At 66.6% G+C, this 25,551-nt stretch carries 28 protein-coding genes; 12 read left to right on the top strand and 16 right to left on the bottom strand.

Annotated features, from left to right (window positions below):
• Positions 1-79: 79 nt before the first annotated feature.
• The 6 genes from FHW81_RS28705 to bioB form a co-directional block, all read right to left on the bottom strand.
• Positions 80-310 carry a hypothetical protein gene (locus FHW81_RS28705; RefSeq protein ID WP_003103338.1) on the bottom strand — a complete coding sequence of 77 codons (231 nt, stop codon included), beginning with the start codon at positions 308-310 and terminating at the stop codon, positions 80-82.
• A 108-nt stretch (positions 311-418) separates the two neighbouring features.
• Positions 419-1,105, bottom strand: a complete 687-nt coding sequence (gene bioD / locus FHW81_RS28700; protein ID WP_003103336.1) for a dethiobiotin synthase — start codon at positions 1,103-1,105, stop codon at positions 419-421.
• A gap of 3 nt (positions 1,106-1,108) precedes the next feature.
• Entirely contained in the window at positions 1,109-1,933 is an 825-nt protein-coding gene (gene bioC / locus FHW81_RS28695; RefSeq protein ID WP_080911345.1) for a malonyl-ACP O-methyltransferase BioC, read from the bottom strand.
• Positions 1,926-2,648: an alpha/beta fold hydrolase gene (locus tag FHW81_RS28690; protein ID WP_003103332.1), complete on the bottom strand. Its 723-nt coding sequence runs from the start codon at positions 2,646-2,648 to the stop codon at positions 1,926-1,928. The genes bioC and FHW81_RS28690 overlap by 8 nt, the downstream gene beginning before the upstream one ends.
• A complete protein-coding gene (gene bioF / locus FHW81_RS28685) occupies positions 2,641-3,846 on the bottom strand; it encodes an 8-amino-7-oxononanoate synthase (protein ID WP_003084826.1) in 1,206 nt (401 codons plus the stop codon). The genes FHW81_RS28690 and bioF overlap by 8 nt, the downstream gene beginning before the upstream one ends.
• Before the next feature lie 105 nt (positions 3,847-3,951).
• A complete protein-coding gene (gene bioB / locus FHW81_RS28680) occupies positions 3,952-5,010 on the bottom strand; it encodes a biotin synthase BioB (RefSeq protein WP_003103330.1) in 1,059 nt (352 codons plus the stop codon).
• A 565-nt stretch (positions 5,011-5,575) separates the two neighbouring features.
• On the opposite strand from bioB, the gene FHW81_RS28675 reads away from it, so the two are divergent.
• Positions 5,576-6,277 (top strand): fimbrial biogenesis chaperone, encoded by a 702-nt coding sequence (locus FHW81_RS28675; protein WP_003121794.1) that lies wholly within the window; start codon positions 5,576-5,578, stop codon positions 6,275-6,277.
• Between the two features lie 17 nt (positions 6,278-6,294).
• Positions 6,295-7,293 carry a fimbrial protein gene (locus FHW81_RS28670; protein ID WP_003163218.1) on the top strand — a complete coding sequence of 333 codons (999 nt, stop codon included), beginning with the start codon at positions 6,295-6,297 and terminating at the stop codon, positions 7,291-7,293.
• A gap of 43 nt (positions 7,294-7,336) precedes the next feature.
• On the opposite strand, the gene FHW81_RS28665 is transcribed toward FHW81_RS28670, so the two are convergent.
• From FHW81_RS28665 to FHW81_RS28645, 5 genes are all read right to left on the bottom strand, one after another.
• Positions 7,337-8,314, bottom strand: coding sequence for a biotin-dependent carboxyltransferase family protein (locus tag FHW81_RS28665; RefSeq protein WP_003163217.1), 978 nt, complete (start codon positions 8,312-8,314; stop codon positions 7,337-7,339).
• On the bottom strand, positions 8,304-9,182 hold the full coding sequence (locus FHW81_RS28660; RefSeq protein WP_003103323.1) for a 5-oxoprolinase subunit B family protein: 879 nt from the start codon (positions 9,180-9,182) through the stop codon (positions 8,304-8,306). Before FHW81_RS28660 ends, FHW81_RS28665 begins: the two co-directional genes overlap by 11 nt.
• A gap of 1 nt (position 9,183) precedes the next feature.
• Positions 9,184-10,560: an acetyl-CoA carboxylase biotin carboxylase subunit gene (locus tag FHW81_RS28655; RefSeq protein ID WP_080911343.1), complete on the bottom strand. Its 1,377-nt coding sequence runs from the start codon at positions 10,558-10,560 to the stop codon at positions 9,184-9,186.
• A 10-nt stretch (positions 10,561-10,570) separates the two neighbouring features.
• Positions 10,571-10,819, bottom strand: coding sequence for an acetyl-CoA carboxylase (locus tag FHW81_RS28650; protein ID WP_003084813.1), 249 nt, complete (start codon positions 10,817-10,819; stop codon positions 10,571-10,573).
• 76 nt (positions 10,820-10,895) lie between these two features.
• Positions 10,896-11,654, bottom strand: a complete 759-nt coding sequence (locus FHW81_RS28645) for a 5-oxoprolinase subunit PxpA (RefSeq protein ID WP_003103315.1) — start codon at positions 11,652-11,654, stop codon at positions 10,896-10,898.
• A 117-nt stretch (positions 11,655-11,771) separates the two neighbouring features.
• Here FHW81_RS28645 and FHW81_RS28640 point away from each other — a divergent pair, with 117 nt between their 5' ends.
• The 7 genes from FHW81_RS28640 (at position 11,772) to rarD (ending at position 17,232) form a co-directional block, all read left to right on the top strand.
• The gene (locus FHW81_RS28640; RefSeq protein WP_003118849.1) at positions 11,772-12,698 is read left to right on the top strand and encodes a LysR family transcriptional regulator; all 927 of its coding nucleotides are present in this window, start codon (positions 11,772-11,774) and stop codon (positions 12,696-12,698) included.
• A gap of 53 nt (positions 12,699-12,751) precedes the next feature.
• Positions 12,752-13,045: a hypothetical protein gene (locus FHW81_RS28635; RefSeq protein WP_003084806.1), complete on the top strand. Its 294-nt coding sequence runs from the start codon at positions 12,752-12,754 to the stop codon at positions 13,043-13,045.
• A gap of 138 nt (positions 13,046-13,183) precedes the next feature.
• Positions 13,184-13,909, top strand: coding sequence for a ComF family protein (locus FHW81_RS28630; protein WP_023100155.1), 726 nt, complete (start codon positions 13,184-13,186; stop codon positions 13,907-13,909).
• Positions 13,910-13,950: 41 nt separating this feature from the next.
• Positions 13,951-14,271 (top strand): YfiM family lipoprotein, encoded by a 321-nt coding sequence (locus FHW81_RS28625; protein ID WP_106120512.1) that lies wholly within the window; start codon positions 13,951-13,953, stop codon positions 14,269-14,271.
• Positions 14,272-14,338: 67 nt separating this feature from the next.
• On the top strand, positions 14,339-15,097 hold the full coding sequence (locus FHW81_RS28620) for a TOBE domain-containing protein (protein ID WP_003084796.1): 759 nt from the start codon (positions 14,339-14,341) through the stop codon (positions 15,095-15,097).
• Between the two features lie 61 nt (positions 15,098-15,158).
• On the top strand, positions 15,159-16,133 hold the full coding sequence (locus FHW81_RS28615) for a serine/threonine protein kinase (RefSeq protein ID WP_003084794.1): 975 nt from the start codon (positions 15,159-15,161) through the stop codon (positions 16,131-16,133).
• Positions 16,134-16,335: 202 nt separating this feature from the next.
• Positions 16,336-17,232: an EamA family transporter RarD gene (gene rarD / locus FHW81_RS28610; RefSeq protein ID WP_003121788.1), complete on the top strand. Its 897-nt coding sequence runs from the start codon at positions 16,336-16,338 to the stop codon at positions 17,230-17,232.
• 689 nt (positions 17,233-17,921) lie between these two features.
• Here rarD and FHW81_RS28605 read toward each other — a convergent pair.
• Together FHW81_RS28605 and FHW81_RS28600 are read right to left on the bottom strand one after the other, a co-directional pair.
• Positions 17,922-18,437 carry a glycine cleavage system protein R gene (locus tag FHW81_RS28605; RefSeq protein WP_003084789.1) on the bottom strand — a complete coding sequence of 172 codons (516 nt, stop codon included), beginning with the start codon at positions 18,435-18,437 and terminating at the stop codon, positions 17,922-17,924.
• Between the two features lie 31 nt (positions 18,438-18,468).
• Positions 18,469-18,912 (bottom strand): GNAT family N-acetyltransferase, encoded by a 444-nt coding sequence (locus tag FHW81_RS28600; RefSeq protein ID WP_003105215.1) that lies wholly within the window; start codon positions 18,910-18,912, stop codon positions 18,469-18,471.
• Between the two features lie 306 nt (positions 18,913-19,218).
• On the opposite strand from FHW81_RS28600, the gene FHW81_RS28595 reads away from it, so the two are divergent.
• Positions 19,219-21,396, top strand: coding sequence for a malate synthase G (locus FHW81_RS28595; protein ID WP_060774155.1), 2,178 nt, complete (start codon positions 19,219-19,221; stop codon positions 21,394-21,396).
• A gap of 47 nt (positions 21,397-21,443) precedes the next feature.
• Here the strand turns inward: FHW81_RS28595 and FHW81_RS28590 are convergent, their stop codons facing one another.
• Entirely contained in the window at positions 21,444-21,887 is a 444-nt protein-coding gene (locus FHW81_RS28590; RefSeq protein ID WP_003105223.1) for a hypothetical protein, read from the bottom strand.
• A 42-nt stretch (positions 21,888-21,929) separates the two neighbouring features.
• Entirely contained in the window at positions 21,930-22,727 is a 798-nt protein-coding gene (pcaD, locus tag FHW81_RS28585) for a 3-oxoadipate enol-lactonase (protein WP_031688819.1), read from the bottom strand.
• Between the two features lie 103 nt (positions 22,728-22,830).
• Between pcaD and FHW81_RS28580 the strand changes: the two genes are divergently transcribed.
• A complete protein-coding gene (locus FHW81_RS28580) occupies positions 22,831-23,781 on the top strand; it encodes a LysR family transcriptional regulator (RefSeq protein ID WP_003142707.1) in 951 nt (316 codons plus the stop codon).
• A 78-nt stretch (positions 23,782-23,859) separates the two neighbouring features.
• Here the strand turns inward: FHW81_RS28580 and FHW81_RS28575 are convergent, their stop codons facing one another.
• The gene (locus FHW81_RS28575) at positions 23,860-24,336 is read right to left on the bottom strand and encodes a GNAT family N-acetyltransferase (protein ID WP_003084777.1); all 477 of its coding nucleotides are present in this window, start codon (positions 24,334-24,336) and stop codon (positions 23,860-23,862) included.
• 87 nt (positions 24,337-24,423) lie between these two features.
• Between FHW81_RS28575 and FHW81_RS28570 the strand changes: the two genes are divergently transcribed.
• Positions 24,424-25,350, top strand: coding sequence for a LysR substrate-binding domain-containing protein (locus FHW81_RS28570; protein WP_003117923.1), 927 nt, complete (start codon positions 24,424-24,426; stop codon positions 25,348-25,350).
• Positions 25,351-25,551 lie beyond the last annotated feature (201 nt).

Raw genomic sequence — 25,551 nt, 5'->3', positions numbered from 1 at the left:
GCCCGGCAGGCTTCAGGGGCCGCCGGGTGACAGTCGGAAAAGAAAGAGTCGGGGACGACCGCTGCCGGCCGCCAGGGAGTCAGGCGTGGGTGTCGATCAGGGTGCCGAGGGTCTCGTCGGCTACCTCGATGACCCGGGCGCCGCTCTGCGCCTCGAGCTTGCCGCGGGTCAGCTCGACCATCTGCTCGGCCTGGGGCGAACGGGCCTCCACGGTGTTGCGGGCGATCTCGCTGCCGGCCTGGGCGACGCGGGCGCTACCCGACTGCACCGCATTGAGGCCACTGACGAAAGCGTTGCCGGAAATTTCCACCCTCTACTCCTGGGGACGCGCACGCGCCGCTACGATAGCAAGTGGCTTCTATTCAAGCAGACTTGGCCGGCGCTGGGTACCGCCCGTTGGTTATGGACGGCCCGCTGTTTATAGCCCGATACCCAGGGGCCGCAGGTCGAGGTGCGCGGCCACGGCCGCGGGAGTGGCTTCCTCCAGGCGCGGTACCCGGCCCAGGCAGGGCGCCGGCAGGCGCTCGGCGAGGGTCGCCAGGTTCTCCTCCAGGCGCGAGGTAGCCGGGTCGACGACGTTGGCCACCCAGCCGGCCAGCGCCAGGCCGTCGCCCAGGATCGCCTCGGCGCTGAGCAGCGCATGGTTGATACAGCCCAGGCGCACGCCGACCACCAGCACCACCGGCAGCGCCAGCAGGCGCGCCAGGTCGGACAGGTTCTCGCGGCCCAGCAACGGCACGCGCCATCCGCCGGCGCCCTCCACCAGGGTGAAGTCGGCCTGTAGCGCCAGCACCTCGCGCACCGCCTCGTGCAAGCGTGCGGCGCTCAGTTCGACGCCAGCCTCGCGCGCCGCCAGGTGCGGGGCGATGGCCGGTGCGAAGGCCAGCGGGTTGACCTGCTCGTAGGCCAGCGCCAGCGAGCACTGGCCGAGCAACACCAACGCGTCGCCATTGCGCAGGCCTTGCGCCGTGGGCTCGCAGCCGGAGGCCACCGGCTTCGCCGCGGCGGTGCTCAGGCCGGCACTCCGGGCCGCGTGGAGCAGGCCGGCGGCGATGGTGGTCTTGCCGATCTCGGTGTCGGTACCGGTGACGAAGAACGCCGGCATGGTTCAGGAATCCTTGCGCAGCACGCCGAAGACGACGCGGTAGGTAGCGGGCAGCCCCTCGGGCTGGCGGAAACGCTCGTAGGCGGCGACCAGCGCGCGGATGCGCTGGCGCCCGGTCAGGCCGTCGGGTCGCCCGGGGTTGAGGTTGTGCGCGCCCAGCGCCTTGAGTTCGTGGGTCAGGCTGCGCAGGTCGGGGAAATGCAGGAGCCGGTCCTCGTGGCGCAGGGTCAGCGGCAGCAGGCCGCTGCCGGCCGCGTGTTGCAGGTAGTCGGCGAAGGCGCGGAAGCGATTGACGTGGACGAAGCCGTCCACCACCCGCCAACTGTCGCGCAACTCGCCCAGGGTACCGACGCACAGGCTGCTGAACGCCAGCACGCCGCCCGGCCGCAGGACCCGCCGCGCCTCGGCCAGGACCGCCGGGAGGTCGGCGCACCACTGGATGGCCAGGCTGGAGAACAGCAGGTCGCAACTGCCGGCGCGCAACGGCAGCCTCTCGGCGTCGCCGCCGATGAAATGGCTGGCGCCGCCGCGCGCGCGGGCATGCCGCAGCATGCCTTCGGCGATATCCACGGCCAGGCCCTCGGCCGCACCGAAGCGTCGTTCCAGGGCCCGGCTGAAATAACCGGTGCCGCAGCCGAGATCGACCCAGCGGCGCGGCGAGAAGCCTTCCGGCAATGCCGACAGCAGGCTCTCACCGACGCCGCGCTGGAGTTCGGCCACCGCGTCGTAGCTGGCCGCCGCGCGGGAAAACGACGCGGCGACCTGGCGCTTGTCGGGCAGCGCGGCAACGCCATGGGGCGCCAGCAGCGGCGAGGAATCGTCAGGCATCGTCACCCTCGCGAAGGAATCTCAGGATTGCGCCGGCCACCTCGTCCGGACATTCCAGCGGCAGGCCGTGACTGGCCGCCAGGGTCGAGACCTCGACGTCCGGCAGCCACTCGAGCAGGGCCTCGGCGGCGGCCAGCGGCACCAGCGCATCGGCTTCGGCGAACAGGTGCAATTGCGGCCCGCGGAAGTTTTCCAGGGCGGCCCGGGTATCCAGTTGGCCGAGCAACTGCAGGCCGGCGACCAGCGCCTCGCGCTCCAGTTGCGGCAGCGCCACCTGCAGTTGCCGCGCCAGGGTCCGAGGGTCGCGCGCACCCTGGCTGACCAGCAGGGTGAAACGCTTGCGGGTCAGGTGCGGTTCGAGCAGGAAAGCCTCGAAGAAGTCCTCGAAGGTTTCCGCCGGCATCGCGTTCGGCCAGTCCTCGCGCACGCGGAAGCACGGATTGCTGGCCAGGGTCAGCAGTCCCCGGCAATCGTCGCCGCGGCGCGCCGCCAGTTCGCCGGCGAGCATGCCTCCCAGCGACCAGCCGGCCAGCCAGCTATCGCGCGGCAGGTTATCGTCGAGTTCGTCGAGCCAGTCGGCGGCGTCGTCCAGCGACGGCAGCGGCTCGATCAACACGTTCAGGTGCGGCTCGCGCTCGTGCAGCGCGTCGCGCAGCGGTTCCAGCGGTGCGCTACCCAGGCCCCAGCCCGGCAACAGGATCAAGTGGTCACGCATCGTCTCCCTCCTCGGCTTCGATCTCTGCCAGAAGGCTAGACGACAGCTGTCGCCAGCTTTCGCCGAGGGCTTCGAGCAAGCGGTCGACCTGCGCTTCGCTGTGCGCGGCGGACAGCGTGACGCGCAGCCGCGCGCTGTTGGCCGGCACGGTTGGCGGGCGGATCGCGCCGACCATGATGCCACGGGCTCGAAGCATGCCGGCCAGGGCCACGGCCTGGCGGCTGCCGCCGACCAGGATCGGCTGGATCGGCGTGAAGCTGTCCATCAGGGTCAGGCCAAGCGCCTCGGCGCCATGGCGGAAACGGGCGATCAGCGCCGCCAGGTGTTGCCGCCGCCAGCTTTCGCGGCGCAGCAGCTCCAGGCTCTTCAGGGTGGCGCAGGCCACCGCTGGCGGCTGGCTGGTGGTGTAGATGTAGGGCCGGGCGTACTGGATCAGGGTCTCGATCAGTTCCTCGCTGCCCGCTACGAAGGCGCCGGCGGTACCGAAACCCTTGCCGAGGGTGCCGATCAGCACCGGCACCTGCTCCTGGCCGAGGCCGAAGTGTTCGACGATCCCGCCGCCGCTGGCGCCCAGCGGGCCGAAGCCATGCGCGTCGTCGACCATCAGCCAGGCGCCGCGGGCCTGCGCGACGGCGGCCAGGGCCGGCAGGTCGGCGAGATTGCCGTCCATGCTGAAGACCCCGTCGGTGACCACCAGGGTATTGCCCTCGGCCTTGTCCAGGCGCGCGGCGAGGCTTGCCGGGTCGTTGTGCAGGTAGCGCGAGAAACGCGCGCCGGAGAGCAATCCGGCATCCAGCAGCGAAGCGTGGTTGAGGCGGTCCTCCAGCACCGTGTCGCCCTTGCCGACCAGCGCGGTCACCGCACCGAGATTGGCCATGTAGCCGGTGGAGAACAGCAGCGCGCGCGGCCGCCCGGTGAATTCGGCGAGGGCCAGCTCCAGTTCGTGGTGCGGGCCGCTGTGGCCGACCACCAGGTGCGAGGCGCCACCGCCCACGCCCCAGCGCTCGGCGCCGGCGCGCAGCGCGGCGATCACCTCGGGATGGTTGGCCAGGCCGAGGTAGTCGTTGGAACAGAAGGCCAGCAGCGGCTGGCCGTCGACCACGACGTCCGGGCCCTGGGCCGACTCCAGCAGCGGCCGCTGGCGGTAGAGGTCTTCCGCGCGCCGGCTGGCGAGGCGGGAAGCGAGATCGAAGGACATGGCAGGTCGCTCGTGTTGCTGGACGGACGCAGGCGCACCCGTCCACGCAGGGCCGACATCAGCGGCTGCAACGAAGGGACGGCGGCACCCTCCCTTCCAGTATGGTCAGGCGGAAGCGGCGTTATAGAACAGCTTCGATTCGCGTTGTTCCACCAACGCCTGCTCGATGGCGGCCTGGTGCACTTCGTCGGCGTGCTCTTCGCGCTCTTCCGGCTTGATGCCGAGACGGGCGAACAACTGCATGTCCTTTTCGGCCTGCGGGTTCTTCGTGGTCAGCAGCTTTTCGCCGTAGAAGATCGAGTTGGCCCCGGCCATGAAGGCCAGCGCCTGCATCTGCTCGTTCATCTGCTCGCGGCCGGCGGACAGGCGCACGTGGGACTTCGGCATCATGATCCGGGCCACCGCCAGGGTGCGGATGAAGTCGAAGGGATCGACGTCCTTCTCTTCCGCCAGGGGCGTGCCCTTGACCTTCACCAGCATGTTGATCGGCACCGACTCCGGGTGCTCCGGCAGGTTCGCCAGTTGGATCAGCAGGCCGGCGCGGTCGTCCACCGACTCGCCCATGCCGAGGATGCCGCCGGAGCAGATCTTCATCCCCGCCTCGCGCACGTAGGCCAGGGTCTGCAGGCGCTCGCTGTAGGTGCGGGTGGTGATGATGTTGCCGTAGAACTCCGGCGAGGTATCCAGGTTGTGGTTGTAGTAGTCGAGGCCGGCGTCCGCCAGCGCCTGGGTCTGTTCCTGGGTCAAGCGACCGAGGGTCATGCAGGTCTCCAGGCCGAGCTTCTTCACGCCCTTGACCATCTCCAGGACGTAGGGCATGTCCTTGGCCGACGGGTGCTTCCAGGCAGCGCCCATGCAGAAGCGGGTCGAACCGATGGCCTTGGCCTCGGCCGCCGCCTCGAGGACCTTCTGCACCTCCATCAGCTTCTCCTTGTCCAGGCCGGTGTTGTAGTGGCCGGACTGCGGGCAGTACTTGCAGTCCTCGGGACAGGCGCCGGTCTTGATCGACAGCAGCGTCGAGACCTGCACGCGGTTCGGGTCGAAGTGCGCGCGATGCACCGTCTGCGCCTGGAACAGCAGGTCGTTGAACGGCTGCTCGAACAGGGCACGGACTTCGGCGAGGGACCAGTCGTGACGGGTGGCGACGGAAGCGGTTGCACTCATGGGGAAGATTCCTTCGACGCTTGTATGGCGCCTTTTGTCGGGGAGCCCCGGCACGCCGGGGGTCAGGCTCAAGGGCATCATAAGTGGCTGTATGACGCTGTCAACCCAACCCAGGACACAGGCCTACATCTGATCAATATTTGATCTCCAATGTAGAAGCCAGCAGTCATCGACTGCTCCAATCGGCCTCGTCCTCTATGCGGCATTCGGCTCCCTGGAAAAAACGAGGCAACTACCTCGGGAAATTACAAGTAAAGCTTAGGATATTTCCTACAAGAAATAGGAAATATCTTATTTATATATTCCCTGGCAGGTTTCTAACATGGAGAAACATTGAATCTCTTGCCACCCTAGCGGTGCGCAACGAAAAAAAGTTATCCAGACTTGAACCATGAACGCAACCAACCACCCTAGATATAGCCATTCAAAGCGCAGCGGAAGTATAACGAAAAATATATTCGATCCTTCCGACCAACCACTTTCCAAAACACGATACGGGTTTCATTCGGGCACATTCAGGAATATGAATGGAAAGCGCCTCTTCCAGGTCCGAAGTTGGCTTCGGATGGTTCTTGCATCGATATTCGCCTGGCTGTGCATGTCCGCCCATGCCGATCTCTCGTTCGACGGCCAGAACCGTTTCGTGATGAAAGGCAAGCGCCTGCCGATCACGCTGGTCAACGAGGGCAAGGAGCCGGCCCTGGCGGAAATCTCCCTGGATTGGGGTACCGACGGCACGGGGCAGGCGCTGCCCTTCGCCGTGTCCAGGCCGCTGCTCCGCCTGGGCGCCGGCCAGCGGGCCAAGGTGGAGGTGCTCTACCAGGGCCAGGGCCTGCCCACCGACCGCGAGACCTACCTGCTGTTGAGTGTGCTGGACGTGCCGCACGCGACTGGCAAAGGCGATGCTCTGCAAATCGCTCTGCGCCATCGTTTCAAACTGTTCTACCGACCGTCCTTGAAAGCTACCGTCGAGCAAGCCATGGCTGGCTTAACCTGGTTCTACGATCCTGAGGGTAGTCCCAGGACGCGGAATCCCTCTCCCTATTACGTGACCCTCAGCCAGGTGGAGTTTCTCGATGCGCCCGGGCGGCTCTGCACCCCACCCATCGATCACCTGATGCTGGCTCCTTATACCGAACACTCATTCGACAGCATCGATTGCCAGGCCATCAAGGCTCGATATGAGGTAGTCAGCGACGCCGGCAACCTACGACCCTTTCAGGTCATATTGCCAACGAATGGGAAAGCTACCGCCAATCCACTCTGACCTAGAAGAGACTCCCTATGAAGCCAACCATCCGACTCCTGTTCCTGGGACTGCTCCTGGCTCTATCCCAAAAAAGTCTCGCTTTGACTTGTCTGAAAAACGCGAAGGACGTATCTGATCAAATCTCGATGGATACGACCATCGCGGTACCCATTGCGCTTCCCAAGGACACCATTCTCTGGCGCTCCCCCAACTACAGCGTCAATATAAGTTGCTGGGCGAACCAGTTCTGGAACGACGAAGAGGAGATCTTTTTCTACCTCAGCCCCAAGGATCCTGGCTTGAGCATGATCGGACCCGACCTGGAGGTCGGACTGAACATCGACGGGCGGGACATACGGTGTACGCAAGTCGATCGCTGCCGAATCAAGCTTCCCTATAAAACCAAACGCTGCCTGAGCAATGGCCCCCTCGGCTGCCCGCACCTGACAACCGATTTCACGCTGCACTACAACTTCTTCATTTCCAAGCGAAGCCTTCCCGGCACCAACAAGGAAGGACCGATGGCTGGCCACGATAACTACGTGATTTTCCAGTTGGATGGTATTAAAGGCCCTATCGCCGACAACTTTCGCATGGTGCTCAATGGCCTGAACCAACTGCGCTATATCGCATGCTCGTCGACCCTGAGCATTTCACCCGAGACACTCGACTTCGGCCTACTTCAAGCGTATCAAGCCACCGCCAACCAGACCATCAAGGAAAAACCCTTCCAGATCACTGCAAGCAAGAACTGCAATAGCGCCTATGGCCTGGGAGCACTTCTGAGACCCGTGAATTCTTCCAGCACCGTAGGCGACACGTTGGTGCCGGGAGACAACAAGTCCGTAGGCATCACCGTGCTCAGGCAAGAAGACCGTAGCATCGTCCCCTTCAACGAAGAGTTCCAACTAGTGGAACACAGCAAAGACCAGGTCGTGGTGAAGAACTTCTTGGCCCAACTGAAATGGATGACCGACATGCCTACGCCGGGTCGATTCAATGCCACCGCTGCGATAGATATCTACTACAAGTGAGCGGGAGGCCGCTTCGCAGACGGAAGCGGCCGGTATCGACGACTCAGCGCAGGAAGAAGTGCTGGAGTCGTTGCACTTGCCAGTTGTAACGGCGACGCGCCTCGAGACCTTCCTCCAGGCTGACGGCGACGAAACGCGCCTTCTGGTTCGGTTGCATCTGCGCCAGCCGGTTCAGGTCGGGGCTGATCACCGTGCCCAGCGTGGCATATCCCCCACCGGACACCGCATCGCGATGCAGGACGATGGGTTCGAGCCCGCCCGGTACCTGGATCGAGCCGATGGGATAGCAGGCGTCGACGATGTTGGACGGGTCCGAGCCTGCGCCGAATGGCTGTTCGCGCGGCTCGAACCGGAGCGCCGTGCCGCCCTTGAAGCGGTAGCCGGTGCGGTCCGCCTCCGAGCCGACGGACCAGGTCTCGGCGAAGAAACGCTCGACCGCGTCGGGAGTCAGGCGATGGACGTAGAGTCCGGGAACCACCCGCAAGCTCACCTCGCCGCCGACCTCCACCTGCAACGAACGCGGCAGCGCCAAGCCCTCCACGGCAGAGGGCGAGGCAGGCCCCAGGGGCAGCAGGTCGCCCTCTGCCAGCCGTCGTCCCTGCAAGCCACCGATCGTCCCCAGACCGTAGGTCGAACGGCTGCCCAGCACCTCGGGTACCGCGATGCCGCCGTCGATGGCGAGATAGCCACGGGCGCCGGCACGGATGAAATCGAACCCCAGGACCTGGCCGGCGCGAACCCGGAAGGAAGTATCCAGCGGCATCTCCGCGCCCTCCAGGCGAGGCGTCATGCGCGCCCCGCACACGGCCACCAGGGCGTCGCGCTGGAACTCCAGCTGCGGCCCCAGCAGCGCGCACTCCAACACGGCGGCGGTCGGTGCGTTGCCCACCAGCAGGTTGGCAGCGCGCAGGGCATACTGGTCGAGCGCGCCGGACGGCGGGATGCCCAGGTGATAGTGGCCTTCGCGGCCGGCGTCCTGCACCGAGGTGGCGAGGCCGGGCTTGAGCACCTTAATCGACATACAGCACCTCCTGCAGATGTTGCGTGCAGCCTCGCGGATCGGCGAGGAACGCGTCGAGATCGAAACTCACCGGACGGATGCGCAGGTCGAATGTGCCCGCTTCGACTTCGGCCGCCATGCGCTCGTATTCGGTCCGCTCGATGGGGCGGAACTGGACGATGTCGCCAGCGCGGAAGAACACCATCGATTCCTCGAGATAGGGCAGGCCCTGGCGGGGATCGAAGATCGGCGCCGGAGTCACGCCGAACATCTGATAGCCGCCGGCACCGCGCACCGAATAGATGCAGCCGAAGCAACCGCCGTGGCCGAGGGTCAGCTTCGGCGTGTCGATGCGCGGACGCAGGTACTTGGGCACCTGCAACTGCCGCTCGCGCTCGACCATCTGGTACATGAACGGCAGGCCGGCGACGAAACCGACCATCGAGACGAACCACGGCGTGCCGCTGTGCGCCTGGATGAACGCCTGCACGTCGGCGTAGCCGTTGATCCGCGCAGCGTACTCGAGGTCGGTGGAGTCCGGGTCCTGGTGACGGTCGCGGAAGCGCATCAGGGTCTCGTGGGTCCAGGGATCGTTGTACAACACCGGCACTTCGACGATACGCGTCTCGATGCTGCGCGCGGCGACCGCCTCGACCTCCAGGCCACGCACCGTCTCCAGCAGCGCCTGCGGGGCCAGCCGGTCGGGGTCGAAGCGGACCTGGAACGAGGCGTTGGCCAGGCATACGTCGAGCACCCCGGGCAATTGCAGGGTCTCGATGGCGCGGGTGATCGCCATGCCGCGGAAGAAGGCTTCCAGCGACATGGACTCGGCGACCTCGGCGAACAGGTGCTCGTCGCCGCCGAAGCTGTAGCGGATGTTGGCATGCATCTCAAACCTCCTGCGCGGCGGCGGTCCGCTCGGCGAGCCAGGTTTCCAGGGTAGCGGTATCGAACTGCGCGGCCTGTACCCGCGCATCGGCGAGCAGCCAGCGGTGCAGCGGCAGGGTAGTGGCCATGCCGGCCAGCACGGTGCGCTCCAGCGCCTGGCGCGCGCGGGCGAACGCTTCGTCGCGGTCGCGACCATGGACGATCAGCTTGGCCAGCAACGAATCGTAGTACGGCGGCACCCGGTAGCCGGGATACAGGTGGCTGTCCACTCGCACGCCCTCGCCCTGCGGCCATTCCAGGCGCTCCACGGTGCCGGGGCTGGGGAAGAAATTGCGCGCCGGGTCTTCGGCGTTGATCCGCATCTCCAGCGCCGCGCCGTTCAGGCGAATGTCCTCCTGGCGCCAGGGCAGCGCCTCGCCGGCGGCGATGCGCAGCATGGCCTGGACCAGGTCGATGCCGGTGACCATCTCGCTGACCGGATGCTCGACCTGGATACGGGTGTTCATCTCGATGAAGAAGAACTCGCCGCTGTGCGCGTCGAACAGATATTCCAGGGTGCCCGCGCCACGATAGCCGAGACTCTGCGCCAGGCGCACCGCGCTCTCGCAGAGGGCCTGGCGCTGCGCGCCGTCCAGCGCCGCCGAAGGTGCCTCCTCGAAGACCTTCTGGCGCCGCCGCTGCAGCGAGCATTCGCGTTCGAACAGATGCACCGCGCGCTTGCCATCGCCGAGGATCTGCACTTCGATGTGCCGCGCCTGGCGGATGAAGCGTTCCAGGTACACCGCCGGCGAACCGAAGGCGGCCTGCGCCTCGCGCTGGGCGATGGGGAATTCCCGACGCAGTTCGTCGGCGTCGTGGGCGATACGGATGCCACGCCCGCCGCCGCCGGCGGAGGCCTTGACCAGCAGCGGATAGCCGACCTCTTCGGCGCAAGCCAGCGCCGCGTCGAGGTCCCCCAGCTCGCCGGGCGAGCCCGGCACCACCGGCACCCCGGCGGCCATCGCGGTACGCCGCGCCTCGGCCTTGTCACCCATGCGGCGGATGGTCTGCGCATCCGGACCGACGAAGACCAGTCCGGCCGCCTGCACCGCTTCGGCGAAGGCGGGGTTCTCGGAGAGGAAACCGTAGCCGGGATGGATCGAGTCGGCACCGGTTTCCCGCGCCGCCATGAGAATCGCCTCGATATCCAGGTAGCTCCGCTCCGCCCGCGCAGGGCCGATCAGGCGTACCTCATCGGCCAGCCGCGCGGCCAGCGAATCGCGATCCGCCTCGCTGCACACCGCTACCGTGGGAATGCCCAGTGCCTGCGCGGCGCGGATGATGCGCACGGCGATCTCGCCGCGATTGGCCACCAGCAGCTTGTTCAGTCGCTTGTGCATGGCATCCTCCTCAGGTAGCGCTGGCGATCACCGCCAGCACCTGGCCCGGCTCGATGGCCTCGCCATCTTCCACGTGGAACGCCTGGAGTATGCCGGCCTGCCCGGCCTGCACTTCGGAAAACTGCTTCATCACCTCTATCAGCCCGATCACGCTGCCGGCCTCGACCGCCTGCCCGACCTCCGCGTAGGGCGGCGCGTCGGGGCTGGCCTTGCGATAGAAGGTGCCGGGCAAGGGGGACTGCACGTTATGTTCGGCCATGACGAATCCTCATTATTCGAACGTTGTAGGAAATGGCAGAAAAGCTTGTCGCGAGGCTCGCCGAGGCGAGCGGTGCTCAACGCGGCGCCTTGATGCGGATGCCGGCGCCCTCCAGGCGCGCACGGGTGCTGGCGACCAGCTCCAGGGCACCGGGGGTATCGCTGTGGATGCACACCGAGTCGAAGGCGATGTCGAGGTCCTCGCCCTCGACGGTGCGCACCTTGCCCTCGCGGCAGGCGCGCAGGACCTTGTCGGCGACCTGCTGCGGATCGAGGGCGGCGACCCGCCGGGTGAAGACGATGGAGCCGCTGCGGTCGTAGTCGCGGTCGGCGTAGAACTCGCGCACCAGCGGCTGGCCCAGTTCCCGGCCGATGCGCCAGGTGGCCGAACCGGGCATGCAATAGAGCAGCAGTTCCGGTTCCAGGCGTTGCAGGGTCTCGACGAACAGGCGCGCGGCGACCTCGTCCCGCGCCAGGTGCATGTAGAGCGCGCCGTGGGGCTTGACGTGTTGCAGCGACAGGCCCTGCAGCCGGGCGAATTCGCGCAGTGCGCCAAGCTGGTAGAGCATGTCGTTGACCAGCTCGATGGCCGGCGCGGCGATGTGCCGACGCCCGAAGCCGACCAGGTCGCGGAAGCCCGGATGGGCGCCGATGGCCACGCCATGCTCGGCGGCCATCTCCACGGTGCGGCGCATGCTGCTCGGGTCGCCGGCATGGAAACCGGTGGCGATGTTGGCGCTGCTGATCAGCGGCATGATCGCCGCATCCACGCCATCGCCGATGGTCCATGGGCCGAAGCCTTCGCCCATGTCGGAATTGAGGTCGACTTCAGTCATTGCCGGCTGGCCTCATCTGTCTTGTTGTTGGATGGAGCCACGGTAAAAGCCGGGAAAGGTATTGGGTAGATTTATTATTCGATAGACTGGTTTCTGAAAAACAGATACCTCTTCCGGATGCTGCCCATGGCCCTGACCCTCCGCCAGGTTCGCTACTTCATCGCCACCGCCGAGTTCGGCCAGATCTCCCAGGCCGCCATCCACCTGAACATCTCGCAGTCGGCGGTGACCAGCGCGATCCAGGAACTGGAGGGCATGCTCGGCGTCGCCCTGTTCACCCGCACGGCCCAGGGCATGAACCTGACCGACAGCGGCCGGCACTTCCTCAACCACGCCTATTCGATCCAGCGCAGCGTCGACGACGCGCTCAACAGCCCGCAACCGGACACCCGGGTCGAAGGCACCCTGAAGGTCGCCGCCAGCTATACCGTGATGGGCTATTTCCTCCCCCACCACCTGCAACGCCTGGCGCAGTGGTACCCGGAACTGGAGCTGCAACTGTTCGAGGACGAGCGCGCCAGCATCGAGCGCGGCCTCCTCGACGGTCGCTACGACATCGCCGTGCTGCTCACCGGCAATCTCACCGAGCCCGGGATCGCCGCCGAAACCCTGTTCAACTCCGAGCGCCGGTTGTGGCTGCCCAGCCGCCATCCGCTGGGTGAGAAGGCCGACCTGGGCCTGGCCGACGTGGCCGGCGAGCCCTACATCATGCTCACCGTCGACGAGGCCGGGCAGAGCGCGCTGCGCTACTGGCAACAGAGCGGCCACCGGCCGCAGGTGATCCTCCATACCAGTTCGGTGGAAGCGGTGCGCAGCATGGTCGCCAACGGCTCCGGCGTGGCCATCCTCTCCGATCTGGTGTACCGGCCCTGGTCGCTGGAAGGCAAACGCATCGAGACGCTATCGCTGGTCGACCCGGTGCCGTCGATGAGCGTCGGCCTGGCCTGGCGCCGCGACACCGAAGCGAGCGCCGGGATGCGCGCGTTCCGCGAATACTTCCGCCAGTCGTTCCTCGCTCCGCAGCAAAGCAGCAGCCGGCGCTGAACCCGGCGGCTAATCTCTGATCCAACGCTGGGAACACTCAGGACAGGACACTCATGGGTACAGAAGGCTTTTTCGACGGACTGGGCGAGATGCTGGGCAGGGCGATCCGCTTCGTGGTGGACCTGCTCTCCGGCCTGCTGGGCGGCATCTGGGGCGCCATGGACGACTTCCTCCACGGCCTGGCCAGGGCCATCGGCATGGACGCATCGCTGTTCAGCTTCGTCTTCCTGGTGCTCGGCCTGTTGCTGCTCTACAGCGGCATACGCGCCTTCATGCGCCGCTCGATAGTCGGCGGGGTGATCTGGACGGTGCTCGGCCTGATCGTCATGAGCTGGCTCATCCACTGATCCACGCGTCGGCCGTTTCCGCAAGGAGCGAAGGAAGGTTTCGGTTATCCACAGGCGAGTTCCGAACCCGCTGGCAACGGCTGGTCGGCGGCGCGCGCCTGCGGTTGCATGGTGCGACATCCGCCAGGAAGTCCCGCCATGTCGTTCCCGCTTCGTCCTCTCACGCGCTGGCTTTTGCCGCCGCCGGCCTGCCTGCTCTGCGCCGCCCGCAGTGACCAGCCGCCCCGCCCGCTGTGCCGCGCCTGTGCCGCCGACCTGCCCTGGTCGCGCCAGCAGTGCCGGCGCTGCGCCCTGCCCCTGCCGCTGGACGGCCAGGTGTGCGGCGAGTGCCTGCGCCGCCCGCCGGCCTATGAACAGGCGATCGCGCCCTGGCGCTACGCCTTTCCGCTCGACAGCCTGATCAACCGCTTCAAGCACCAGGCGGCCTGGCCGCTGGGGCGGCTGCTCGGCGAGTTGCTGGCGGAACACCTGCGGCAACGCTACGCCGAAGGCCTGCCGCGCCCGGCACGCCTGCTGCCGGTCCCGCTGGCGCCTCGGCGCGAACGTCGTCGCGGCTTCAACCAGGCGCAACAGCTCGCCGAGCGACTGGCTGGCGAGCTGGACCTGCGCTGCGATCCGCACAGCCTGCGGCGAGTGCTGGATACTCCGGCCCAGCAGGGCCTGGACGCGACGGTGCGGCGGCGCAACCTGCGCCACGCCTTCGCCCTGGCGCCCACCAGCGATGTTCGCGGGCTGCACCTGGCACTAGTGGACGACGTGCTCACCACCGGGGCCACCGCCGAGTGCCTTTCCCGCCTGTTGCGCCGGGCGGGCGCCGCGCGGGTCGACGTCTACTGCCTGGCGCGCACGCCGAAGCCCGGCTGAGCTGGGCTAAACTGCCGCGCAACCGATACGGGAGAGGATCCATGCGCGCACTGCTGGTCGCGGCCTGCCTGTTGCTCGGCGGTTGCAGCCATTTCGCCGAAGACGACTGGCTGGGCGAAGACAAGGCCCTGCATCTCGCCAGTTCCGCGGCCCTTGCCGCGGCGGGCATGCGGATGGCCCACGACCGCGGCCTGCACGGTGCTCGCCAGGCACGCTTCGGCCTGAGCTTCTCGCTCGCCTTCGGCGTCGGCAAGGAGTTCTACGACAGCCGTTCCGCCGGCAGCGGCTGGAGCTGGAAGGACCTCGCCTGGGACCTGGCCGGCGCCGCCGCCGGCTACGGTCTCTACCAGGCCGCCGAGTGACGCCCTTGCGTTTTGCCCATGGCTGTTGGAGCCTTCGCCGTATACGTCCGCTCATAGCGAAGCCTCCATGTCCGCACTCTCCACTCTCGCCCAGCACGTCACCCGTCGCCCGCAACGCATCGCCCTGCTCGCGCAGATCGCCGAACTGGGCTCCATCACCCGTGCGGCGAAGGCCGTGGGCATCAGCTACAAGGGCGCCTGGGACGCCATCGACGAACTGAACAACCTGGCCGAGCGCCCGCTGGTCGAGCGTAGCGTCGGCGGCAAGGGCGGCGGCGGCGCCCGGCTGACCGCCGAGGGCGAACGCCTGCTGGCTCTCTACCGGCGCCTGGAAGCCTTGCAAGCGCAGGTGTTGCAGGCCGCGGAAGACGCCGAGGACCTCAACCTGATCGGCCGCCTGATGCTCCGCACCAGCGCACGCAACCAATTGCACGGGCGGGTCCTGTCGATCCATGGCGAAGGCTTCCACGACCGCATCGCCATCGAGCTGCCAGGCCAGCAACGCATCGAGGCGCTGATCACCCGCGCCAGCACCGAGCAACTCGAACTCGGTCGCGGCCGCCCGGTACTGGCGCTGATCAAGGCCGGCTGGCTGGACGTCGGGCTGGAACCGCGCGAGGACCAGCCGAACCAGTTGCACGGCACCCTGGAGGAAATCCTCGCGGCCAAGGCCGGTCCCAGCGAGGTGCGCATCGCCCTGGGCAGCGGTCTTACCCTCTGCGCGCTGTTGTCCGGCGAACGCCTGGCCAGCCTGGGGCTGAAGAAGGGTCAGAAGGTGATCGCCTCCTTCGATCCGGCCCAGGTCCTGCTCGGCACGCCGCTGTGAACCTGCCGGCCCGCGCCGGCTTGCGTACACTAGGGGTCTTTCGAGCCTTGGATGCCCCGTCATGTCCCATCCCTTCGACCAACTGACCCCCGACCTCGTCCTGGATGCCGTGGAAAGCCTCGGCTATCTCAGCGACGCACGGGTGCTGGCGCTCAACAGCTACGAAAACCGCGTGTACCAGGTCGGCATCGAGGACGGCGAGCCGCTGATCGCCAAGTTCTACCGACCGGACCGCTGGAGCGACGCGGCGATCCGCGAGGAGCACGCCTTCTCCGCCGAGCTGGCGGAATGCGAGGTGCCGGTGGTGGCGCCGCTGTCGCGCGACGGCGAAAGCCTGTTCGCATTCTCCGGCTTCCGCTTCGCCCTGTTCCCCCGGCGCGGCGGGCGCGCGCCCGAGCCGGGCAATCTCGACCAGCTCTACCGCCTCGGCCAGTTGCTCGGCCGCCTGCACGCGGTCGGCGCCACGCGGCCGTTCGAGCACCGCGAGGCGCTCGCTGTGGATAACTTCGGCCACGCCTCGCTGGCCACCCTGCTGGAAGGCAATTTCATCCCCAGGAGCCTGCTGCCGGCCTACGAGTCGGTCGCCCGCGACCTGCTGAAACGCCTCGACGCCCTGTTCGCCGAGGTGCCCTACCAGCCGATCCGCCTGCACGGCGACTGCCATCCAGGCAACCTGCTGTGCCGCGACGAGGTCTACCACATGGTCGATCTCGACGACTGCCGCATGGGCCCGGCCCTCCAGGACCTGTGGATGATGCTCGCCGGCGAGCGCCACGAACGCCTGGCGCAGATTGCCGAACTGGTCGACGGCTACAACGAGTTCCACGACTTCGACCCGCGCCAGCTACCGCTGCTCGAAGGCCTGCGCAGCCTCCGCCTGATGCACTACAGCGCCTGGCTCGCGCGGCGCTGGGACGACCCGGCGTTCCCGCCGAGCTTCCCCTGGTTCGGCAGCGAACGTTACTGGGGCGAGCAGGTGCTGGTGCTGCGCGAACAACTGGCGGCGCTGGACGAGGAACCGCTGCGGCTGTTCTGAGCCTCCTGCGGACGGGACGAATGGCGCGCGGCGCTATCCGTCCCGCCGCGGGGCAGGCGAGGGAACGGCAAGTGTGCCGGTGCTTTTCCGCGGGAACTGTGCGCAGACAACCCCGTCACCCCCCTACTAGAATTCACAGGTCATCCGCTCGTGCATGCCGTGCACGGCCATTCTTACCTGCCTGACGTTTCAAGGATTCTCCATGGCGACCGCCAACCTCCGTCGGGGCTATGTCCTCGGCCTGACGGCTTATGTGATCTGGGGATTGTTCCCGCTCTACTTCAAACTGCTCGAACGCATTCCCGCGGTGGAAATCATCGTCCAGCGCGCGGTCTGGTCGGCCTTGTTCGGCGCCGTCCTGCTGCTGTTCTGGAAGCACCCGGGCTGGTGGCGTGAGCTGCGCCAGAATCCGCAGCGCTTCGTCGTGCTGGCCGCCAGCGGACTGCTGATCGCCAGCAACTGGATGACCTATGTCTGGGCGGTGAACAACGGCCACATGCTGGAAGCCAGCCTGGGCTACTACATCAATCCGCTGATCAACGTGATGCTCGGCATGTTGCTGCTCAAGGAACGCCTGCGTCCCCTGCAATGGCTGGCGGTGGCCCTGGCTTCGCTGGGCGTGGCGCAGCAGGTCTGGCAACTCGGCAGCCTGCCCTGGGTGTCGCTGGTGCTGGCCCTGACCTTCGGCTTCTACGGCCTGATCCGCAAAAAGGCGCCGGTCGCCGCGCTGCCCGGACTGGTGGTGGAAACCTGGCTGCTGCTGCCGCTGGCGCTGGTCTGGTTGCTGTTGTTCGCCGACGGGCCGACCAGCGAAACGGCTTTCTGGAGCACCCCGGAAGCCCTGTGGGTGGTCGCCGCGGGCCCGGTGACGCTGGTTCCGCTGGTCTGCTTCAACGCTGCGGCAAGGCACCTGCCCTACGCCACCCTGGGCTTCCTGCAATACCTGGCGCCGACGCTGGTCCTGCTACAGGCGATCCTGCTGTTCGGCGAGCATCTGGACTCCAGCCGCCTGACCGCCTTCGCTTTCATCTGGCTCGCCCTGGCCGTCTACAGCTTCGACGCCTGGCGCAGCCTGCGCCGCCTTCCCCAGCCGGGCTGACGTTATCCCCAGGCTTGCGGAACTCCGCAAGCCTGGCGAAAAAACACGCACTCCTTCCTATCCCCCGCCAATACTGACGCTCAGCGATCCACCCCAGGCTTTTCCACAGGATCATGCACGCACTTTGTGCATAGACCTGCCTTCTCCTCTCCGCAGGCACGTGGATAACTCGTCGGAAGAAGCCCTGCAAAGCGCCTGATCAGTCTTTGAGCACACCGCTGTATGCCAGTATTACCAAGGGTTACACCGATATACACAAGGCTTATCCACAAAGCTGCCCAAGGCTTTTGTGAGCAACTGTGGATGAACCGGAAAAGCCATCGATCAAAAAACGTACGGATTCTTGGACTGCCGATGGATAAAGGCCTGCATGGATTTTTCCCCGGCTTACCCACAGACTGCTCCACGTTATTTGTGCACAGGGGCAATAACAGCGGCGAAGGTTAATCCACAAGCAAAAGCGCAAGAGAGGCTGTTCAGAAAACGATCAAACCCTTGTATCGCCCATGGATAAAGACCTGCAAGGTTATCCACACAGAATACCCACAGGCTGGTCCACCTGGCTTGGGAATAACCGCAACGTAGCTGGTCAAAAAACGCGCTACGACCTCCAAGCCTCGCGGCGCCTGGGTTTCAGGGTTTCACCCAAGGCTTTTCCACAGGCCCGTCCCCGGCTTTCCTGAACAACTTCAGGACGCGTCCAGCACCAACTCCACCATCAGGTCGTCGGCCAGGTCTTCCAGTCGCTCGCGCAGGGTGTCCAGCGACAGGGTCAGCGGCACCGCCAACAGCGCATCGGCATGGAACAGCGGTTCGCTGCTCATCGGCGCCGGGCGCACTTCGGTGGACAGGCTCTCCAGGTTCACCCCGTGCTCGGCCAGCAACCGGGTGATGTCGCGCACGATACCGGGGCGGTCGTTGCCCACCAGGTCGAGGTGGATAGGCTTCCAGTTGCATACCGGCTCGATCCCGCTTTCCGCCAGGAGCACGCGGATACCGTGGCTGGACAGGCCCTGTAGCCCTTCCACCAGTTCGTCGTAGCCTTCCGCCGGCACGGCCACCCGCAGTATCCCGGCGAACTGCCCGGCCATCCGCGACATGCGGCTTTCCAGCCAGTTGCCGCCGTGGGAGGCGATGCATTGGGCGATGCGCTCGACCAGGCCGGGATGGTCGGTGGCGATCACGGTCAGGACCAGGTGATCCATGAGCTTGCCTCCTGCTGGGACGAATGGGAGTTCAGAGCTGCAGCCAGTAAGTGTAGAACTGTTCGTCACGGACATAGCCGAGGCGCTCGTAGAGCGACTGCCCGGCGTGGTTGGTCTTCGCCGTCTCCAGTTGCAGGCCGCAGGCGCCCATGCTTTCGGCGAAACCCCGGGCCTGGTTCATCAGGGCCTCGCCGACACCCCGGCGACGCGCCTCCGGGCGGACGTAGAGATCGCTGAGCAGCCACGAAGGTCGTAGCGCCAGGGAGGCGAACAGCGGATAGAGTTGGACGAAGCCCAGCGCCCGCGCCTCGGCATCCCTGGCCAGGAACAGGGTCGAATCGCCCTGGCGCAGGCGCTCGGCGAGGAATGCGCGGACCTGCTCTTCCGGCGCCGGCACTTCGTAGAAGTCGAGGTAGGCGGAAAACAGCGGAACCAGGTCGGCGAGATCGGCGAGGGATGCGGCATGGACGGGCATGGCGAGGCTCCTGGGGCGATTCCGGGAGTATAGGCAAGGCGCTCGCAGCGCAGTGAAACATCCTGCGACGCCGCGCCGCAGTTGGGCTCGCGATAAATCGTGTACTGTTTTTAGATTTATCTGGAACAAAGTACAGTTTTTTTGCGAACATTGAGCCTGGCCAACGTGACCGTGAAGCGTCATCCAGTCGTAACGCGACGCGTAACCACTGATTTTTCCCGCGGCATCATGTAGTATGCCGCGGCTCGGACTACAAGGCCGTGCGGCCCGGGTCCAGAGCTGGTCTAGAGCAGAGTGAGGCAAACAATGACTGAACGCGTTCAAGTCGGTGGCCTGCAGGTCGCCAAAGTCCTGTTCGACTTCGTGAACAACGAAGCCATCCCCGGAACCGGCGTCTCTGCCGACACGTTCTGGACCGGTGCGGAGGCCGTGATCAACGACCTGGCGCCGAAGAATAAAGCCCTGCTCGCCAAGCGCGACGAACTCCAGGCCAAGATCGACGGCTGGCACCAGGCTCGCGCCGGCCAGGCCCACGACGCAGCTGCCTACAAGGCCTTCCTCGAGGAAATCGGCTACCTGCTGCCCGAGGCGGAAGACTTCCAGGCCGGCACCCAGAACGTCGACGACGAGATCGCCCGCATGGCCGGCCCGCAGCTGGTGGTGCCGGTGATGAATGCGCGCTTCGCCCTCAACGCCTCCAACGCCCGCTGGGGCTCGCTGTACGACGCACTCTACGGCACCGACGTGATCAGCGAAGAAGGCGGCGCCGAGAAAGGCAAGGGCTACAACAAGGTTCGCGGCGCCAAGGTCATCGCCTTCGCTCGCGCCTTCCTCGACGAGGCCGCGCCGCTGGAGTCCGGCTCCCATGTCGACGCCACTTCCTACAGCGTGAAGAACGGCGCGCTGGTCGTCGCGCTGAAGAGCGGCAGCGAAACCGGCCTGAAGAATGCTGGCCAGCTCCTTGCCTTCCAGGGCGACGCCGCCAAGCCGCAAGCGGTACTGCTCAAGCACAACGGCCTGCACTTCGAAATCCAGATCGACCCGAGCAGCCCGGTCGGCCAGACCGATGCCGCAGGTGTGAAGGACGTGCTGATGGAAGCCGCCCTCACCACCATCATGGACTGCGAGGACTCGGTCGCCGCGGTCGACGCCGACGACAAGGTAGTGATCTACCGCAACTGGCTGGGCCTGATGAAAGGCGACCTGGCCGAGGAAGTCAGCAAGGGCGGCAGCACCTTCACCCGCACCATGAACCCGGACCGCGTCTACACCAGGGCCGACGGTTCCGAACTGACCCTGCACGGCCGCTCGCTGCTGTTCGTGCGCAACGTCGGCCACCTGATGACCAACGATGCGATCCTCGACAAGGACGGCAACGAAGTGCCGGAAGGCATCCAGGACGGTCTGTTCACCAGCCTGATCGCCATTCATGACCTGAACGGCAACACCAGCCGCAAGAACAGCCGCACCGGCAGCGTGTATATCGTCAAGCCGAAGATGCACGGTCCGGAAGAAGCCGCCTTCACCAACGAGCTGTTCGGCCGCGTCGAGGACGTCCTCGGCCTGCCGCGCAACACCCTGAAGGTCGGCATCATGGACGAGGAGCGCCGCACCACCGTGAACCTGAAGGCCTGCATCAAGGCGGCCAAGGATCGCGTGGTGTTCATCAACACCGGCTTCCTCGACCGCACCGGCGACGAGATCCACACCTCCATGGAAGCCGGCGCCGTGGTGCGCAAGGGCGCCATGAAGTCGGAGAAGTGGATCGGCGCCTACGAGAACAACAACGTCGACGTCGGCCTGGCCACCGGCCTGCAAGGCAAGGCGCAGATCGGCAAGGGCATGTGGGCCATGCCCGACCTGATGGCCGCCATGCTCGAGCAGAAGATCGGCCATCCGCTGGCCGGCGCCAACACCGCCTGGGTCCCGTCGCCGACCGCCGCGACCCTGCACGCCCTGCATTACCACAAGGTCGACGTGTTCGCCCGCCAGGCCGAGCTGGCCAAGCGCACCCCGGCCTCGGTGGACGACATCCTGACCATTCCGCTGGCGCCGAACACCAACTGGACCGCGGAAGAGATCAAGAACGAGGTGGACAACAACGCCCAGGGCATCCTCGGCTATGTCGTCCGCTGGATCGACCAGGGCGTCGGCTGCTCCAAGGTGCCGGACATCAACGACGTCGGTCTGATGGAAGACCGCGCCACCCTGCGCATCTCCAGCCAACTGCTGGCCAACTGGCTGCGTCACGGCGTGATCAGCCAGGAGCAGGTGGTCGAGAGCCTCAAGCGCATGGCCGTGGTGGTCGACCGGCAGAACGCCAGCGACCCGTCCTACCGGCCGATGGCGCCGAACTTCGACGACAACGTCGCGTTCCAGGCCGCCCTGGAGCTGGTGGTGGAAGGCACCCGGCAGCCGAACGGCTATACCGAGCCGGTCCTGCATCGCCGCCGCCGTGAGTTCAAGGCGAAGAACGGGCTGTAGGCCATTCGCCGCAGCGCAACGAAAAGCCGCCCCGAGGGGCGGCTTTTTCATTTCTTCGGGTAGCCATGCACACGCTCCCAACAGTCGTCGCGCAGCTCCTCGGCGTGGCTACGGATGCTGTCCCAACCGTTCTGCCGCAGCGCCTCCCGGGCCTCTCGACGTACCGCCTGCCATCCGGGGTGGGCATAGATGTCGAAGTCGAAGCAGCCCAGCGCTTCCTCGGGCAGCTCGTTGCACAGCGCCCAGACACGCCTCAAGGCATCGCGAAAACTCCCGGCCTGGTGACCCGGACAGCCTTCGAGCCACTCGTGCAACGGCACGACCTTCTCCGACCAGGTAGAGCAGCCCGGGCAACTGCCGATGGTCTCTCTCTGCATGGCACCGTCAAGGGCCAGGAAATCGAGCGCCAGGAACGCCTCTGCGCTGAGCAGGACCCATCGATGCTCATCCTGCCCGTACCACGTCCAGATGAAACTGCCCGGCTCGTTCATGTCGGCTCCTGCGCCGAGGGAAAAGGCGCGACGATAGCGTAATCAGCCTGCGCCGAGAAAGCTCAGCACCGCGCCTTCGAACGCCTGCGGGAACTCGACGTTCGACAGATGCACCGCCGGCAGCGTAACCAGCCTGGCCCCGGCAATCGACGCGGCGATCAGCTCGCCGTGGCTGGCGGCGGTGACCGTGTCGTACGCCCCTGCGATCACCAGGGTCGGCCGCTCGATCCGCGCCAGTTGCGCGCGCAGGTCGGTATCGCGCACCGCCGCGAAGGAGCCGGCCAGGCCGTGCCGGTTGGTGGCCATGAGCATCGCCCGGAAGCGCTCGACGACGGGCTCGGCGCGCTCCAGCAGCGCCGGCGGAAACCAGTTGCCGAGGAAACCCGCGGCGGTCTCGCTCATGTCCTCGGCCTGCAGCACCGCGGCGATGCGCTCGTCCCACTGCGCCGCCGGGCCGAGCCAGGCCGAGGTGTTGGCCAGCACCAGCCGCTCGATCCGCTGCGGCGCATGCAGCGCCAGCCACTGGCCGACGATCCCGCCCAGGGACAGGCCGAGGAAATGCGCGCGCCGTACCTCCAGCGCGTCGAGCAGCTCCAGTACGTCCTCGCCCAGCCGGGCCAGGGTGTAGGGCCCCGGCGGCACGCTGGAGGCGCCATGGCCGCGGGCGTCGTAGCGCAGGACGCGGAAGTGCCGGGTCAGTGCCGGGAGTTGCGCATCCCACATGTGCAGGGTGGTGCCGATGGAGTTGGAGAGCGCCAGCAGCGGTTTCTCTGCCGCACCATCCAGGCGATAGGCGAGGCTGGCGCCGTCGCTGGTAGCGAGAAAAGACAGGTTGCCCATGGGAGCCTCCGGGGTCAGGGTGATTGCCATGCACGCCAGGCTAGTTGCGACGGTCCCTGGGAAAAACTACAAAGAATGGAACGACTCTGTCAGGGAAGCTGACATGCACGACTTCACCCTCCACGACCTCCAATGCTTCGACGCGGTGGTCGACGCCGGCGGCTTCCAGGCCGCCGCACAGCGCCTGCACCGCTCCCATCCGGCGGTGTTCGCCGCCGTTGCCCGGCTGGAGCGCCAGCTCGGCCTGGTGCTGCTGGAACGGGGCGGCTACCGGGTCGGCCTGACCGCCGCCGGTCGCTCCTTCCACCAGCGTGCCCAGGCCCTGCTCTACGAACTGGAAGGGCTGCGTGACCACGCCGCGCACCTGGCCCAGGGCGAGGAAAGCGAGCTGCGCGTGGTACTGGGCGACCTCTGCCCGCCGCGCCCGGCCCTGGCGCTGCTCGCAGGGTTCTTCGGCAGCCAGCCGCAGACCCGCCTGCAATTGCTGTTCGAAACCGTCAGCGGCCCGCTGGAGCGCCTGCTGGACGGCGAGGCCGACCTGATCCTGCATCGCGTGGACAAGTCCGACCCACGCCTGGAATGGCTCGACCTGTGCAGGGTCGGGCTGGTCCCGGTCATCGCGCCGGGCCTGCTCGGCGATCCTCCGCCGCGACCGGTGCGCCCGGAACAACTGCGCCCCTTCGCCCAGTGTGTGATGCGCGACAGCGCCCGCCATTCTCCGCCGACGGACTATTTCATGCTCGCCGGCGCGCGACAGTGCAGCGTGCCGGACCAGCGAACGAAGAAAGAGGTGATCCTCCAGGGCCTCGGCTGGGGGCACCTGCCGGACTTCCTGGTCGACGAGGAACTGGCCGACGGCCGCCTGCTCGCTCTGGCCGGGCCGCATCTGCCAGGACGCAGCGAAGAGGTGGTGGCGGCGCGCCGGCGCGATCGCGCGCAGGGCCCGGTAGCGGAACGCCTGTGGGCGTTCCTGCGGGACAACGCTACAGCGCTACGGGAGAGCGGCATGGATACCGGTGGCGATGACTCGGCAGGCGCCAGGCGTCCTCGGTGAGAAACTGGCGGATATCGCCAGGCGCTATTCGCCCTACCCCCACACACTCCCCCGGCATCAACGTCGGCTTGCCGCCAGCTACTCCGCCATCTTGCGCAACGCCTCGCCATCCAGGCGATAGCGCACCCACTCGTCCTGCGGCAGCGCGCCGATGGAGCGGTAGAAGTCGATGGCCGGCTGGTTCCAGTCCAGCACGCTCCACTCCAGGCGTCCGCAGTCGTTGGCCACGGCCTCGCGGGCCAACTCGCGGAGCAGCCGGCGACCGGCGCCGACGCCACGGTATTCCGGGGTGACGTAGAGGTCTTCGAGGTAGATGCCGTTGCGCCCCAGCCAGGTCGAGTAGCTGTAGAAATACACCGCATAGCCGATCGGCCGGCCCTCGCTCAGGCACATCAGCGCGCGGGTCGGCGAGCCTTCGGCGAACAGGCTGCGGCGGATGCCTTCGACATCGGTGACCACCTCGTGGCGGGCGCGCTCGTAGTCGGCCAGTTCGATGATGAAGGCAAGGATCTGTTCGGCGTCGGCCGGTACGGCGGGACGGATTTCGAGAGTCATGGGCAACCTTCCGGTGGGGGATCCGGCCATCCTAGTGCGACTGCTAAGATGCATGAAGTGCATTCTTCTCATCGGCAACTGAATAACATGCATCCCCTGCTGCGCCGCCTCGATCTCAACCTCCTGCTTGTCTTCGACGCCCTGTATCGCCACCGCAACGTCGGCACCGCAGCCAGCGAACTGGCGATCAGCGCCTCGGCCTTCAGCCATGCGCTGGGGCGCCTGCGCCAGGGGCTGGACGACGAGCTGTTCCTGCGCCAGGGCAACCGCATGCAGCCGACCCAGCGTGCCGAGCACCTGGCCGCTGCGGTGGCCGCCGCCCTGCGCGCCCTCGGCGAGGGGCTGGAAGAGTGGCGGCCGTTCGTACCGGGACAGAGCCAGCGCACCTTCGTCTTCGCCGCCACCGACTACACCGCTTTCGCCCTGCTTCCGCCGCTGATGAACCGCCTGCAGCACAGCGCGCCCGGAGTGCGCCTGCGCCTGGTCAATGCGGAACGCAAGCTGTCGGTGGAGGCCCTGGCCAGCGGGCGGATCGATTTCGCCCTCGGCTACGACGAGGAACACGAGCGCCTGCCCGAAGGCATCCAGGCCCATGACTGGTTCGCCGACCGCTACGTGGTGGTAGCGCGGCGCGACCACCCGCGCCTCGCCGGGGCGCCGACGCTGGAGGGCTACCTGGCCGAACGGCATGCGGTGGTGACGCCGTGGAACGAGGACAGCGGGGTGATCGACCGGCTGCTGGCCCGCTCCGGCCTGCGTCGCGAAGTGGCGGTGCAACTGCCGACGGTGTTGGCGGCGCTGTTCCTGGCAGGCTCCACCGATTTCCTGCTCACCGCTCCGCGACATGCCGCACGGGCCCTGGCGGACGCCGCCGGCCTCGCCCTGTATCCCGCGCCGTTCGACATTCCACCCTACGTGCTGCGGCTCTACAGCCACGTCCAGCATGTCGGGCGTGACGCCCATGCGTGGATGATCGGGCAGTTGAAGGGCCTGGATATTTCCCGGACGGGCTGAGCCTCGCGCCGCGCACCGTCGACGGGCGCGGCGGTAACACTGGGCACAATTATTGTGCACAATTTTCCCAATGCGACCTCCTGGCGTCCCGCTTTTTTTCCCTCTCCCTCGTCCGTCTGCATAAGCCTATGAATCGGTTCGAAATTCTTACCTGATCGAAGCGACAGCTTTTTCCCAAGCGGTTTCAGGGGCTTGCCGCCG

Origin of the sequence: Pseudomonas sp. RC10-4-2 (genome assembly GCF_050433085.1) — a bacterium.
Taxonomy (GTDB): domain Bacteria; phylum Pseudomonadota; class Gammaproteobacteria; order Pseudomonadales; family Pseudomonadaceae; genus Pseudomonas; species Pseudomonas aeruginosa.
This window is presented reverse-complemented; position numbering and strand designations above follow the sequence as displayed.

Excerpts from the sequence above, each read along its gene's own strand:
- bioD (WP_003103336.1), bottom strand. The coding sequence starts at position 1,105 with ATGCCGGCGTTCTTCGTCACCGGTACCGACACCGAGATCGGCAAGACC.
- bioC (WP_080911345.1), bottom strand. The coding sequence starts at position 1,933 with ATGCCTGACGATTCCTCGCCGCTGCTGGCGCCCCATGGCGTTGCCGCG.
- FHW81_RS28690 (WP_003103332.1), bottom strand. The coding sequence starts at position 2,648 with ATGCGTGACCACTTGATCCTGTTGCCGGGCTGGGGCCTGGGTAGCGCA.
- bioF (WP_003084826.1), bottom strand. The coding sequence starts at position 3,846 with ATGTCCTTCGATCTCGCTTCCCGCCTCGCCAGCCGGCGCGCGGAAGAC.
- bioB (WP_003103330.1), bottom strand. The coding sequence starts at position 5,010 with ATGAGTGCAACCGCTTCCGTCGCCACCCGTCACGACTGGTCCCTCGCC.
- FHW81_RS28675 (WP_003121794.1), top strand. The coding sequence starts at position 5,576 with ATGGTTCTTGCATCGATATTCGCCTGGCTGTGCATGTCCGCCCATGCC.
- FHW81_RS28670 (WP_003163218.1), top strand. The coding sequence starts at position 6,295 with ATGAAGCCAACCATCCGACTCCTGTTCCTGGGACTGCTCCTGGCTCTA.
- FHW81_RS28665 (WP_003163217.1), bottom strand. The coding sequence starts at position 8,314 with ATGTCGATTAAGGTGCTCAAGCCCGGCCTCGCCACCTCGGTGCAGGAC.
- FHW81_RS28660 (WP_003103323.1), bottom strand. The coding sequence starts at position 9,182 with ATGCATGCCAACATCCGCTACAGCTTCGGCGGCGACGAGCACCTGTTC.
- FHW81_RS28655 (WP_080911343.1), bottom strand. The coding sequence starts at position 10,560 with ATGCACAAGCGACTGAACAAGCTGCTGGTGGCCAATCGCGGCGAGATC.
- FHW81_RS28650 (WP_003084813.1), bottom strand. The coding sequence starts at position 10,819 with ATGGCCGAACATAACGTGCAGTCCCCCTTGCCCGGCACCTTCTATCGC.
- FHW81_RS28645 (WP_003103315.1), bottom strand. The coding sequence starts at position 11,654 with ATGACTGAAGTCGACCTCAATTCCGACATGGGCGAAGGCTTCGGCCCA.
- FHW81_RS28640 (WP_003118849.1), top strand. The coding sequence starts at position 11,772 with ATGCTGCCCATGGCCCTGACCCTCCGCCAGGTTCGCTACTTCATCGCC.
- FHW81_RS28635 (WP_003084806.1), top strand. The coding sequence starts at position 12,752 with ATGGGTACAGAAGGCTTTTTCGACGGACTGGGCGAGATGCTGGGCAGG.
- FHW81_RS28630 (WP_023100155.1), top strand. The coding sequence starts at position 13,184 with ATGTCGTTCCCGCTTCGTCCTCTCACGCGCTGGCTTTTGCCGCCGCCG.
- FHW81_RS28625 (WP_106120512.1), top strand. The coding sequence starts at position 13,951 with ATGCGCGCACTGCTGGTCGCGGCCTGCCTGTTGCTCGGCGGTTGCAGC.
- FHW81_RS28620 (WP_003084796.1), top strand. The coding sequence starts at position 14,339 with ATGTCCGCACTCTCCACTCTCGCCCAGCACGTCACCCGTCGCCCGCAA.
- FHW81_RS28615 (WP_003084794.1), top strand. The coding sequence starts at position 15,159 with ATGTCCCATCCCTTCGACCAACTGACCCCCGACCTCGTCCTGGATGCC.
- rarD (WP_003121788.1), top strand. The coding sequence starts at position 16,336 with ATGGCGACCGCCAACCTCCGTCGGGGCTATGTCCTCGGCCTGACGGCT.
- FHW81_RS28605 (WP_003084789.1), bottom strand. The coding sequence starts at position 18,437 with ATGGATCACCTGGTCCTGACCGTGATCGCCACCGACCATCCCGGCCTG.
- FHW81_RS28600 (WP_003105215.1), bottom strand. The coding sequence starts at position 18,912 with ATGCCCGTCCATGCCGCATCCCTCGCCGATCTCGCCGACCTGGTTCCG.
- FHW81_RS28595 (WP_060774155.1), top strand. The coding sequence starts at position 19,219 with ATGACTGAACGCGTTCAAGTCGGTGGCCTGCAGGTCGCCAAAGTCCTG.
- FHW81_RS28590 (WP_003105223.1), bottom strand. The coding sequence starts at position 21,887 with ATGAACGAGCCGGGCAGTTTCATCTGGACGTGGTACGGGCAGGATGAG.
- pcaD (WP_031688819.1), bottom strand. The coding sequence starts at position 22,727 with ATGGGCAACCTGTCTTTTCTCGCTACCAGCGACGGCGCCAGCCTCGCC.
- FHW81_RS28580 (WP_003142707.1), top strand. The coding sequence starts at position 22,831 with ATGCACGACTTCACCCTCCACGACCTCCAATGCTTCGACGCGGTGGTC.
- FHW81_RS28575 (WP_003084777.1), bottom strand. The coding sequence starts at position 24,336 with ATGACTCTCGAAATCCGTCCCGCCGTACCGGCCGACGCCGAACAGATC.
- FHW81_RS28570 (WP_003117923.1), top strand. The coding sequence starts at position 24,424 with ATGCATCCCCTGCTGCGCCGCCTCGATCTCAACCTCCTGCTTGTCTTC.